Genomic DNA, 12,485 nt, shown 5'->3' on the forward strand with positions numbered 1-12,485 from the left:
TTCCCGGGTATCGCTTCGCTCACCCGGGCTACGTTCGCAACATACGGCCTTCTCATCGTGCCGCCTCCTGTGCGCCGTTCACCCTTCCGCGCGCGACGTCCAGAAACACCTCTTCCAGCGTGGTGCGGTTGTAGCGCGCCATGATGGCTTCGGGCGTATCGTCGTCCTCGATACGGCCGCGCTTCATGATGATGACGCGGTCGCAGAGCCGCTCGACTTCGAGCATGTTGTGCGAGGCCAGCAAGATGGTGGCGTTGTTCGCCTTGCGATAACGCTCCAGATGACCCCGGACCCAGTCGGCGGTGTCGGGATCCAGCGAGGCGGTCGGCTCGTCCAGCAGCAGCAGCTCGGGCTGGTTGATCAGCGCCTTGGCAAGCGCAACGCGCGTCTTTTGTCCTGCGGAGAGCTTGCCGTTGGCGCGGTCGATGAACTCGGTGAGATCGAGATCGCAGGCCAGCTCAGCGATGCGGTCGGAGAGGTTCTTCACCGCATAGAGCTTGCCGAACACGGTGAGGTTCTGACGCACCGTGAGCCGCATCGGCATGTCGACATAGGGGCTCTCGAAATTCATCCGTCCCAGCACGGAAGCGCTGTCCTCCGGCATCCGATGCCCGAGCACCTGCACGCGGCCGAAGGTCGGCAGCACGAGGCCCATGATCGTCGCGATGGTCGTGGTCTTGCCTGCGCCGTTGCCGCCCAGCAGCCCGGTGATGCTGCCGCGCGGAAGCGAAAAGGAGATGTCGTCGACGGCGCGGGTCTGCTTGTAGACCTTGACGAGGTGATCGACCGCGATGGCCGCGGAGAGGCTGCGATCCGCGACAGTCGGCCAGCTTGAACCCTGGTCATTCTCGGTCATGCTGGGCGTTCTTCTGCTATTGCAGCGGAGAGCGCAAGGCTTGTAATCCGGTGGTTCCGTGAGCCGCGCGCTTGTGATCGAGAAGGCACCGCCCCCTTGGCCGAAATGACCGAACTTGCCGCTTCCGACTTTCGCCCCGCGCAGCGGCATATCCGCCTGGATACGATCCTGCGGCTGCGCTGGCTCGCGGTGCTGGGCCAGCTCGCCGCGATCTTCATCGTGGCGCAGGGGCTGGAATTCAACGTCGAGATCGTCCCCTGCGTCAGCATCATCGCCCTGTCGGCGGCGCTCAATCTGGCACTCCAGACCGTGTCCAATCCGCTGCAGCGGCTGGAGCCGATGCAGGCGGCCGGACTGCTCGCGCTCAACATCGTGGAGCTGGCGGGTCTCCTGTTCTTCACCGGCGGACTCCAGAACCCGTTCTCGTTCCTGTTCCTCGCGCCCGTGCTGATCTCGGCGACCGCGCTGCCGGCCCGCTTCACCTTCGGCCTCGGCGTGCTGGCTGTCGCCTGCGCCTCGGTCCTGTTTTTCTTCCATCTGCCACTGCCTTGGGATTCCGACGATCCGCTGGTGCTGCCGCCGATCTATCTCGTCGGCGTCTGGCTCTCGATCGCGCTCGCGATCGGCGTCACCAGCCTCTACTCGTTCCAGGTCACCGAGGAGGCGCGCAAGCTCGCCGACGCACTGGCCGCGACCGAGCTCGTGCTGACGCGCGAGCAGCATCTGACCCAGCTCGACGGCCTGGCGGCGGCCGCGGCGCACGAGCTCGGCACGCCGCTCGCGACGATCTTCCTGATCTCGCGCGAGCTCGAGAAGACGGTGAAGGAACCGAACTTTGCCGCCGACCTGAAGACCCTGCGCGAGCAGACGCAGCGTTGCCGCGACATATTGAGCAAGATCACCCAGCTCTCCTCCACCGGCGCGCCGTTCGACCGCATGAAACTGTCGGAGCTGATCGAGGAGGTGGTGGCGCCGCACCGCGATTTCGGCGTCGATATCAAGGTGCGCATCGCCGTCGCCATCGTGGCCGAGCCGGTCGGCTCGCGCAATCCGGCGATCCTCTACGGCGTCGGCAACATCGTCGAGAACGCGGTCGATTTTGCCCGCACCACTGTTGAAGTAAATGCGTGGTGGAACAAGGACACGATCGAGCTCGTGATCTCCGATGACGGTCCCGGCATTCCGCCTGACATCCTGAACCGGATCGGCGAGCCCTATTTGTCGCGGCGGCGCAACCAGGACGAAGGCGGCGGCCTCGGGCTCGGCGTGTTCATCGCGCGCACCTTGCTGGAGCGCACCGGCGCCAAGGTCTCGTTTACCAACCGAACCTTTCCCGACCACGGCGCAGTGGTCCAGATCACGTGGCCGAGAGAGCGTTTTGAGGCTATCGAGACCTTCGAAGAAACAATAGGATAGGCCGCGACCTTGCGTCGCACGACGGGGTCGATCGACTATTGGCGCCCTTGGCACCGCCCGATTGCGCCGCCATATGTAGACGCGCTGGAGAGAGGACGACACCTTGAACGCCATCGCCGAACTGAACGAACAGACCGACCGCTCGCTTCTGATCGTGGAGGACGACAAGCCGTTCCTGGAGCGGCTGTCGCGCGCCATGGAAACGCGCGGTTTTGCGGTGACGTCATGCGACACCGTCTCGGACGGCCTGGCGCAGATCGGCAAGGCGGCGCCGGCATTTGCCGTGGTCGATCTCCGGCTCGGTGACGGCAACGGTCTCGACGTGGTCTCGGCGCTGAAGAAGAAGCGCCCCGACGCCCGCGCAATCGTGCTGACCGGCTATGGCAACATCGCCACCGCCGTCACCGCGGTGAAGATGGGCGCGGTCGATTATCTCTCAAAGCCCGCGGACGCCGACGACGTCGTCGCAGCGCTGCTGTCGACCGGCTCGGACAAGTCCGAATTGCCGGCGAACCCGATGTCGGCCGACCGCGTGCGCTGGGAACACATCCAGCGCATCTACGAGATGTGCAACCGCAACGTCTCCGAGACGGCACGGCGCCTCAACATGCACCGGCGCACGCTGCAGCGCATTCTGGCGAAGCGCGCGCCGCGATAACGGTGTCGTAGGGTGGGCAAAGGCGCAAAGCGCCGTGCCCACCGTGCCTGCTTCAATCTTTGACCTGGATGGTGGGCACGCTACGCTTTGCCCACCCTACGACATCCCGCGCGCGGCGCCGCTACTCCCAAAACTCCGCATGCCCCTGCGGATCGACCAGCCGGTTGATCCGCAACGCCGCAGCCATGCCAAATCGCACCGTCATCTGCTTGCGCGTGGCCGCGGCGAGCTTGTGCTCGGGCGCCTCGCACTGCAGGTGCGCACCATAGGCATCCGCGATGATCAGGCCGGTGTCTTGCGGAAAGATCTCGCAAGGCAGGTCCTGCGTGAAGGCGAAGAACAGCCGGTCGCAATGCGCCCGGTATTCGTGCCATTTCTGATCGGCGCGCAAATCCTCCACCGACGATTTGATCTCGACGATCCAGATCTCGCCGCGCTCGTTCAGCGCGACGAGATCGGCGCGCCGCCCCGAGGGCAGCGGCAATTCGCTGATGCAGGTGAAGCCGAGCGAGCGCAGCAACCGCGCCGTGCCGCGCGCGATCGCCAGCGCCCTCTCGGATTGACGGCGGTCGGGTGGTGGCACGAGGGCAATGCGGGCGGGATTGTCCATGGGGAGAGGATAACCGATTCCTCCGTCGTCGTCCTGGCGAAAGCCAGGACCCATTACCCCAAGAGTTCGTTGGTGCACGAGCTGATAACCACCAGTCCTCGTCAAATTTTGGCCTGTGGCAATGGGTCCTGGATCTGCGCTTCGCTTGTCCAGGACGACGGCGGAGTACGGAACCGCTCTCGCTCTTAACACTTATCACGCAGCCGCCGCACCTCGGCGGAACCACCGAGGCTGCGCGCGCATGATCGACGATCTCTGGTACAAGAACGCCATCATCTATTGCCTGTCCGTCGGCACCTATATGGACGCCAACGGCGATGGCATCGGCGATTTCAAGGGCCTGTTGCGCCGGCTCGATTATCTGCACGGCCTCGGCATCACCACGATCTGGCTGATGCCGTTCCAGACCTCGCCCGGCCGCGACGATGGCTACGATGTCGCCGACTACTACAGTGTCGATGCCCGCTACGGCACGCTCGGCGATTTCGTCGAGTTCACCCATGGCTGCAAACAGCGCGGCATTCGCGTCATCATCGATCTCGTCGTCAACCACACCTCCGACCAGCATCCCTGGTTCAAGGCGGCGCGGAGCGACAGGAATTCGCCCTATCGCGACTGGTATGTCTGGTCCGACAAGAAGCCGGCCAACGCCAATCAGGGCATGGTGTTTCCCGGCGTGCAGAAATCGACCTGGACGCGCGACAAGGAAGCCGGCGCCTGGTACTTCCACCGCTTCTACGATTTCCAGCCCGATCTCAACACCTCGAACCCACGTGTGCAGACCGAGATCTTGAAGATCATGGGCTTCTGGATCCAGCTCGGGGTCTCGGGTTTTCGCATGGATGCCGTGCCTTTCGTCATCGCGACCAAAGGCGCCAAGGTGAAGAAACCGGCCGAGCAGTACGACATGCTGCGGACGTTTCGTGAATTCCTGCAATGGCGGCAGGGCGATGCCATCATCCTCGCCGAGGCTAACGTGCTGCCAAAGACGGACATGGAATATTTCGGCCGCGATGCCGACCGCATGCATATGATGTTCAATTTCCAGGTCAACCAGCATCTGTTCTATGCGCTGGCCTCGTCCGATTCCCGCCCGCTGGGGAAAGCGCTGAAGGCGACCAGGCCGCGGCCCGCCTCGGCGCAATGGGGCCTGTTCCTGCGCAATCATGACGAGCTCGATCTCGGGCGATTGACCCCGGCGCAGCGCGACACCGTGTTCAAAAGCTTCGGTCCCGACAAGGACATGCAGCTCTACGACCGCGGCATTCGCCGTCGCCTGGCTCCGATGCTGGGTGGCGACCGCAGGCGGCTCGAGCTCGCCTACAGCTTGATGTGCACGCTGCCGGGGACGCCGGTGATCCGCTATGGCGACGAGATCGCGATGGGCGATGATCTGTCGCTGCCGGAACGCAATTGCGCGCGCACGCCGATGCAATGGTCGACCGAGCCGCATGGCGGCTTCACCACCAGCGACAAGCCGGCCTTGCCCGTCATCGACGAAGGACCGTACGGCTATCCGCACGTCAACGTCGCCAAGCAGCGGCGCGATCCCAACTCGATGCTGAACTGGACCGAGCGCATCGTCCGGATGCGCAAGGAGGTGCCGGAGATCGGCTGGGGCGATTTTTCGATCATCGCGACGCGCGATCCCGCCGTGTTCATCATGCGCTACGACTGGCGCAACAATTCCGTGCTGTTCGTGCATAATCTCGACGAGAAGCCGCGCGAGACTGCGTTCTCGGTGGGGCTGCCGGGCGAGGCCGGCGCGCACCTCATCAATCTGCTCGCGGAGGACCACAGCCACGCCGACAAGCGCGGCCAGCATCGCGTCGTGCTGGAGCCTTATGGGTATCGCTGGTATCGCGTCGGTGGATTGGATTATCTGTTGAAGAGGAGTGATATCGACAAGACGTTGCGGCGTAACAAGCATCCGGGATAGGAGGTGCGACCACACACTCCGTTGTCGTCCTGGCGAAAGCCAGGACCCATTACCCCAATAGGTGATTGTCGTACGAAGTGATAACCACGATCTTCGCCAAACTACTCCTGGGGTAATGGGTCCTGGATCTGCGCTTCGCTTGTCCAGGACGACGGTCAGGGCGGCGTGATGATCACGCCCTCATTGCCGCGCAAATCCAGCACGCCTTCGAGCCGCTCCCCCTCGCGATCCAGGAATGTCGACAGCAGAACCTCGCTGCCGAACTTGATCGCGCTGGTGGTGACCGCGATCGGCTCGGGGCCGAGATTGAGCACCACGATCACCGCCCTGCCCTCGGCCTCGCGGCGATAGACCAGGAGATCGCCTTGGGCCGAGACCGGATGATAGTCGCCCGCGACCAGCGGCGGACACCCCTTTCGCAACGCGATCAGGCGCTTGTAGAGCGTCAGGATCGAACGTGAATCGGCCTCGAGATCGACGACATTGTTGCGGATGTGATCCTCCGGCAGCGGCAGCCATGGCCTGACCTCCGAGAAACCGGCGAAGTTGGACGAATCCCACTGCATCGGCGTGCGGCAGCCGTCGCGGCCGACACCAATGCCGGGCACGTTCTTCTCGAAGGGGTCGCGCACGTCCTCAGGCGCGATCGCGAGCTGATGCATGCCAATCTCGTCGCCGTAATACAGCGTCGGCGTGCCGCGCAGCGTCAGCAGCAGCATGGCGGCGATGCGGGCCTGCTCCGGCCCGACGCGGCTTGCGACGCGTGGGCGATCGTGGTTGCCGAGCACCCAGTTCGGCCAGGCGCCCTTCGGCAGCGCCTTCTCGTAGTCCTCGACGATTTTCTCGATCGAGCGCGCGCTCCAGAAGGTCGAGAGCAGCGCGAAATTGAACGGCATCTGCGCGCCGGTGAGGTCGTTGCCGTAATAGGCCATCAGGCGATGCAGCGGCAGATAGATCTCGCCGATCAGGACGCGGGCATCATAGGCATCCGTGACGCGGCGCATCTCGGCGATGACGTCGTGCACCTCGGGCTGGTCGGTGGAATATTGCGTGAGGATCTTTTCGTTCGGCGGCCGGCTCTCGACATAATGCGGATTGGGCGGGTTGTCGCGGAACTCGGCGTCCTTGATCAGATGCCAGATCACGTCGACACGAAAGCCGTCGACGCCCTTCTCCAGCCAGAACCGCATCACGTCGTAGATCGCGGCGCGGACATCGGGATTGCGCCAGTTGAGATCCGGCTGTTGAGCGAGGAAGGCGTGATAGTAGTATTGACCGGTGGTCTCGTCGAACTGCCACGCGCTGCCGCCGAACTCGGACAGCCAATTGTTCGGCACGCCGCCACCCTCGCCCGGGTCGCGCCAGATGTACCAGTCACGTTTGGGATTGTCCCGTGAGGAACGGCTCTCCACGAACCAGGGATGCTGGTCCGAGGTGTGGTTCGGCACGAGGTCGAGGATCAGCTTGAGGCCGTTGTCATGCGCGGCGGCAAGAAGCGCATCGAAATCCACCATCGTGCCGAACAGCGGCTCGATGCCGGTGTAGTCGGAGATGTCGTAACCGAAATCGGCCATTGGCGAGGGGAAAATCGGCGACAGCCAGATCGCGTCGACGCCGAGCGATTTCACATAGGGCAGCCGCTGCAAAATGCCGGCGAGATCGCCGACACCGTCACTGTTTGAATCCTGAAAGGAGCGCGGGTAGACCTGATAGAAGATGCCGTCGCGCCACCAATTGCTGCCGCCCTGAGTCATGCGGGAAATCCATCCAAAAACTGCTTCTCGCGCGGGAGAACGCGGAAGGAGCGCCCCGGTTCAAAACAGCAGGCGAATTGAGACCGCCGTGTGACGATGTCCGCGGCTGTTCCCGTGCCCCGGGGACAAATCTTTTGCTTGGCGGCATGGCAAAAATCGGCATTGTGACACCATGACAGAGCAAAACGAGACACAAGCCGAGGCAGGCGCGAAAGCGGGCGCGATCATCGTCCCCGTGACGCTGTTCGAGCAGAATTGCACTATCATCTGGGACGAGCCTTCCAAGAAGGCCGTGGTGATCGATCCCGGCGGCGACGTGCCGAAGATCCTCGACGCCATCAAACAGACCGGCGTCACCGTGGAGAAGATCTGGCTGACTCACGGCCATATCGACCATGTCGGCGGCGCGGCTGAACTGCGCGACGCGCTGAAGGTGCCGATCGAGGGCCCGCATGTCGCGGACAAATTCCTGCTCGACAACGTGGTCGAGAGCGGCGCGCGGTTCGGCATGACGGGGGTGCGCAATTTCGAACCGGACCGCTGGCTCGACGAAGGCGACAGCGTGGCGATCGGCGATCTCCAGTTCGAGATCTATCATTGCCCCGGCCACTCGCCCGGCAGCGTGGTGTTCTTCAACAAGGATCTGCGCTTCGCCCATGTCGGCGACGTCCTGTTCGCGGGCTCGGTCGGTCGCACCGATCTGCCCGGCGGCAGTCACGCGACCCTGATCGACTCGATCAAGACCAAGCTGCTGCCGCTTGGCGACGATGTCGGCTTCATCTGCGGCCACGGCGCCGGCTCGAGCATCGGCCAGGAGCGGATGACCAATCCGTTCATCACCGGCGAGATGTAGCTTTTGTTTGAGCATGATCTGTTCGGAAAACCGCTTCACACTTTTCCGGATCATGCTCTATTCCGCGGCGTCTGCGAACGCCGCGGGCTGGTTCAGGTTGCGGTCGCCCCATTCGCGGATCGCAGCGACGACGGGCACAAAACTCTTGCCTTATCGGCGCGACGGCCTGAGTTACTTCATCAATCCCGCGGCCGTGAGCGCGCGCGTGATGATCTGGCCGAGATCGAAGCCGCGGGCCTCCTCGCGCTTCGACTCGGCCGTCTCTTCGGCGACCGCGGCGCGGATCGAGCGTGCCAGATGCGGCGCGGGCGAGCGGGCCGGCGTCGGCTTTGGTTCGGCCTTCTTCGCCGCGTCGGGAATCCAGCCGGTGAGGCCGAAGAATTTGGCGATGTGATAGGACGAGGAGATGCCGGCCTCGATCAGGAACGCGCCTTCCACGCCATAGCGCTGGTCGTTGTCGGCAAGGCCGAGCGGCGTGCCGTGGGCCATGTCGGTGATGGCGTAGGATTCGACGAGAGTCTCGCCGTCCTTGTTCCACCAGGCCTGGCGCGGATAGCCGTCGATGTTGGTTTCTGCCATCGGCGCGTCAGGCAGATCGTGCAGGTCGAGCCATTGCTTGACGATCTCGTTGGCATTGCCGGGATTGACGGTGCGATCGGCGCTGCCGTGCCACACCGAGATCCTGGGCCAGGGCCCGCGATGATTCGAGGCCCGCCGCACCAGATCGCCAAGTTCGCGCGCCGGCCGCTCCGGGGAATGAAACATGCCGTCGAGCGCCTCGCGCAGATTCGTCGCAATGCCGTAGGGAAGTCCCGCGATGACCGCCCCGGCCGCGAAGACTTCAGGGTAGGTCGCGAGCATCACCGATGTCATGCCGCCGCCGGCCGACAGGCCCGTGATGAAGATGCGCTTGGGATCGACGCGATGCGTTTCGATCATGTGCGCGATCATCTCGCGAATCGAGCACGCCTCGCCGCTGTCCCGTGCCGTGTCTTCCGGATTGAACCAGTTGAAGCAGGTGTTGCTGTTGTTGACGCGCTGCTGCTCGGGCATCAACAGCGCGAAGCCGTAGTGCTCGGCGAGCGTCGACCATCCGGCACCGAGATCGTAGCTTGCCGCCGTCTGGCCGCAGCCGTGCAGCACGACGACGAGCGCGCGCGGCTTCTGCAGTTGCGGCGGCACGAACGCGAACAGGCGCAGATTGCCGGGATTGTCACCGAAGCCCGTAACCTCTTGCAACGGACTCGAGGCATCGGCGCTCCGGCCAAACTCGGCGAAGCGCAATCCGTCCAGCTTTGGCAGACGTCTCAAGAGGTCGACATTTCTGGTTAACGACACGGCAGCTCCTGGCAGGCGACGTCCCAACGTCCACCCAAACCAAATAGTTGCTGCAGCGCAAAATAAAAAGACCGTGTGCTGTCAATGACGAGTAAATCGCAGGAAAACCTGCAGAAATCCGCACGTATTAACCGCAATGCCTCAACTTCGTGCAGATACACGGCGCATCCACGCCAGGAATGCGGCGCAGATCATGATTAACGTCACAAACAGCGCGAGCGAGACGAGAAATCCTGCGCGCGCTGATTGCACGGCTTCGACGGCGAAGAACACCGCGCCGATTGCGGCCACTCCGGCCGCATTTCCAATCTGCGCCGTGGTGCCGTAAATGCCGGAGGCAGAACCTGCGGCCACGGGCTTCACCGTCGAGAGCACCGCGCCGGAGAGCGGCGCCATCACCAGCCCCTGACCGTAGCCGAACACGATCATGGTGAGCGCGAGCAGGAGCGCGGACGGCGCATCGACAGAGAACGCGACAAGCGCAAGCGCCGCGAGGCCCGCGATCTGAAGCGCGCAACCTTCGATCAAGACCCTGGTGCCGCGATGGCGCGCCCGTGCGCCGCTATGGCGCGAGGCCACGACGAAAGCGAGCGCGAGCGGAATGAAGGCTATGCCGGCCGCGAGCGGCGGGATTTTCAGCCCTCGCTGCATGAACAGCGTCATGACCAGATAGAACGAGAGATTGGCGAAGAAGAAAAAGAACGCGGCGCCGAGACCGCGCAGGAAAGCGGCGTCCGCCAGCAGGGAGAGATCAATCAGCGGCATGCCGCCGGCGCGTGCCACCGCATGCTCCAGTTTCGGGAACGCCAGGAGGATCACGGCGCCGATCGCCATCACCAGCCACAACCACGGTGCCCAGCCGACATCGTGACCGAGCAGCAGCGGACCGATCATGCACAGCAATCCGGCAAACAGGACGATGCTGCCCGTGATATCCAGCCGCGTGCCGGCGCGGTGCGGCACTGAGGGCATGATGCGCCAAGCCGCCACCGCGATGACGAGACCGCACGGCACATTGACGAAGAACACCGAGCGCCAGCCGGTGCCGGCGAGATCAATCGTGACCAGGAGACCGCCGAGCAGAAAGCCCGCGGCACCCGCGAGCCCCAGCACGATGCCGTAGATGGCGAAGGCGCGGCTGCGCTGTTCATCGGTGAACAGGAGATGCAGCGTTGCCAGCACCTGCGGCACCATCAGCGCGGCGGAGGCACCCTGCGTCAACCGCGCCACGATCAACTCCGCACCGGATCGCGCTAGTCCGCACCACAGCGACGTCAGGGTGAAGCCGAGCAGGCCAGCCAGGAACACGTTCCTGGTGCCGTGAATGTCGCCAAGCCGGCCGCCGGTGACGACCAGCGTGGCATAGGCGATCAGGTAGATCGCGATGACGGATTCGATCTGCGCCGGCGACGCCTTCAACTCGACCGCGATGGTCGGAATGGCGACGTTGACCACGAAGGCATCGACGCCGAACATGAACTGGGCGGCCACGACGATCGCCAGCACCCACCAGCGACGGGACGTATCGACCTGCTTTGTGACGGTTTGGTGCATCGGCGCGCGACCCTTCGGATGTCCTTGCCGATCATCGCAGGCCCAATGCGGCGCCGCGATTACCTCGAAGGTAGGATCCTCGCGCGCTCCGCCTCTCTCCGCGTGCCCGCGAGAGGGAGACGACACATGCATGGCTGCATTCCGCCGTGCGGGACATCGCGCGATTGCGTTCGCTGCCTCCAGCACGTAGCTTCGCGCCACAAACAAACAAAAAATGTAAGCTGGAGAGAACGCCATGGCGCGCCTGAAGTTCGGAGCCTTCCTTGCCCCGCATCATCCGATCGGGGAGCATCCGATGCTCCAGTTCCGGCGCGATCTCGATCTGGTCGAGCAGCTCGATGCACTCGGCTATGACGAGTTCTGGTGCGGCGAGCATCATTCCTCCGGCTGGGAGATGATCGCCTCGCCGGAGATGTTCCTGGCTGCGGCCGGCGAGCGCACCAAGCGGATCAAACTCGGCACCGGCGTGGTGTCGCTGCCCTACCACCATCCCTACAACGTCGCGCAGCGCATGGTGCAGCTCGACCACATGACCGGCGGCCGCGCCATCTTCGGCTCCGGCCCCGGCGCGCTCGCCTCCGACGCGCATACGCTCGGCATCGATCCGATGACGCAGCGCGACCGCCAGGACGAGGCGATCGGCGTGATCCGCCGCCTCTTCAATGGCGAGCGCGTCACCGCGAAGAGCGACTGGTTCACCATGAACGACGCCGCGCTGCAGCTCCTGCCGCTGCAGGAAGAGATGCCGTTTGTGGTGGCCTCGCAGATCTCGCCCTCCGGCATGACGCTCGCCGGCAAATATGGCATCGGCATCATCTCGCTGGGTTCGATGACGACGCAGGGGCTGATGTCGCTGCAGCAGCAATGGCAGTTCGCCGAGGACGCGGCGAAAAAGCACGGCACCAAGGTCGATCGTGCGAACTGGCGCGTGCTGCTGACCTGGCACATCGCCGAGACCCGCGAGCAGGCGCGTCGCGAGGCCGGCGCCGGGCTGATGCGCTGGCACAACGAATATAATGTCGGCACGCTGCAGCGGCCGGGTCTGACGGCGTTCGCCTCACCCGACGAGGCCGTGGACAAGACCGCGTTCGTCGATGGCGCGGCCTCCGTCATCGGCACGCCCGACGATCTCGTCAAGATGATCAAGAACGTGATGCAGGTCTCCAGCGGCGTCGGCGCCGTCATCGGCTTCGTGCACGACTGGGCCAACCCGGAGAACACGCGCCGGAGCTGGGACCTTGTCGCGCGCTATGTCGTGCCCGAGATCAACGGCTACATCGACGGCTTGCGCAAGTCGCAAAAATTCGTGATCGAGAACCGCGCGATCTTCGAGCGTGCGGGACAGGCCGTGATGGCCAAGATCATGGAAAACGAGAAGGCCGCCGAGGCTTTGAAGGTGACCGGCGCGGGCCGCGTTGCGATTCCGGCCGTCAATGCCCCGGATTTGCAGAAGGAAGCGGCGAAGCGGTAAGCGCGGAATCATCGTCACCGAATTGTGCTATGTTGG

10 protein-coding genes are annotated in these 12,485 nt (G+C 63.9%); 5 read left to right on the forward strand and 5 right to left on the reverse strand.

The window, feature by feature from the left end; genetic code table 11:
- Positions 1–52: 52 nt before the first annotated feature.
- On the reverse strand, positions 53–856 hold the full coding sequence (locus ABIB90_RS03715; RefSeq protein ID WP_354200228.1) for an ABC transporter ATP-binding protein: 804 nt from the start codon (positions 854–856) through the stop codon (positions 53–55).
- 105 nt (positions 857–961) lie between these two features.
- Here ABIB90_RS03715 and ABIB90_RS03720 point away from each other — a divergent pair, with 105 nt between their 5' ends.
- Together ABIB90_RS03720 and ABIB90_RS03725 are read left to right on the forward strand one after the other, a co-directional pair.
- Positions 962–2,272, forward strand: a complete 1,311-nt coding sequence (locus tag ABIB90_RS03720; protein ID WP_354200386.1) for an ActS/PrrB/RegB family redox-sensitive histidine kinase — start codon at positions 962–964, stop codon at positions 2,270–2,272.
- 103 nt (positions 2,273–2,375) lie between these two features.
- On the forward strand, positions 2,376–2,930 hold the full coding sequence (locus ABIB90_RS03725; RefSeq protein WP_007598178.1) for an ActR/PrrA/RegA family redox response regulator transcription factor: 555 nt from the start codon (positions 2,376–2,378) through the stop codon (positions 2,928–2,930).
- 121 nt (positions 2,931–3,051) lie between these two features.
- Here the strand turns inward: ABIB90_RS03725 and ABIB90_RS03730 are convergent, their stop codons facing one another.
- Positions 3,052–3,540, reverse strand: coding sequence for an MmcB family DNA repair protein (locus tag ABIB90_RS03730; protein ID WP_354200229.1), 489 nt, complete (start codon positions 3,538–3,540; stop codon positions 3,052–3,054).
- A 241-nt stretch (positions 3,541–3,781) separates the two neighbouring features.
- Between ABIB90_RS03730 and ABIB90_RS03735 the strand changes: the two genes are divergently transcribed.
- A complete protein-coding gene (locus tag ABIB90_RS03735; protein WP_354200230.1) occupies positions 3,782–5,479 on the forward strand; it encodes an alpha-amylase family protein in 1,698 nt (565 codons plus the stop codon).
- A 155-nt stretch (positions 5,480–5,634) separates the two neighbouring features.
- On the opposite strand, the gene ABIB90_RS03740 is transcribed toward ABIB90_RS03735, so the two are convergent.
- A complete protein-coding gene (locus ABIB90_RS03740; protein WP_219679821.1) occupies positions 5,635–7,233 on the reverse strand; it encodes an alpha-amylase family glycosyl hydrolase in 1,599 nt (532 codons plus the stop codon).
- Positions 7,234–7,405: 172 nt separating this feature from the next.
- Between ABIB90_RS03740 and ABIB90_RS03745 the strand changes: the two genes are divergently transcribed.
- Complete coding sequence (locus ABIB90_RS03745) at positions 7,406–8,086, forward strand: MBL fold metallo-hydrolase (RefSeq protein WP_007598186.1); 681 nt, start codon at positions 7,406–7,408, stop codon at positions 8,084–8,086.
- Positions 8,087–8,257: 171 nt separating this feature from the next.
- On the opposite strand, the gene ABIB90_RS03750 is transcribed toward ABIB90_RS03745, so the two are convergent.
- The gene (locus ABIB90_RS03750; RefSeq protein WP_354200231.1) at positions 8,258–9,424 is read right to left on the reverse strand and encodes an extracellular catalytic domain type 1 short-chain-length polyhydroxyalkanoate depolymerase; all 1,167 of its coding nucleotides are present in this window, start codon (positions 9,422–9,424) and stop codon (positions 8,258–8,260) included.
- A gap of 141 nt (positions 9,425–9,565) precedes the next feature.
- Positions 9,566–10,978 (reverse strand): MFS transporter, encoded by a 1,413-nt coding sequence (locus tag ABIB90_RS03755; RefSeq protein ID WP_354200232.1) that lies wholly within the window; start codon positions 10,976–10,978, stop codon positions 9,566–9,568.
- Between the two features lie 235 nt (positions 10,979–11,213).
- Here ABIB90_RS03755 and ABIB90_RS03760 point away from each other — a divergent pair, with 235 nt between their 5' ends.
- The gene (locus tag ABIB90_RS03760; protein WP_354200233.1) at positions 11,214–12,449 is read left to right on the forward strand and encodes an LLM class flavin-dependent oxidoreductase; all 1,236 of its coding nucleotides are present in this window, start codon (positions 11,214–11,216) and stop codon (positions 12,447–12,449) included.
- Positions 12,450–12,485: the final 36 nt, after the last annotated feature.

The sequence above is a fragment of the Bradyrhizobium sp. JR4.1 genome (assembly GCF_040548605.1).
In the GTDB taxonomy this organism is placed as follows: domain Bacteria; phylum Pseudomonadota; class Alphaproteobacteria; order Rhizobiales; family Xanthobacteraceae; genus Bradyrhizobium; species Bradyrhizobium canariense.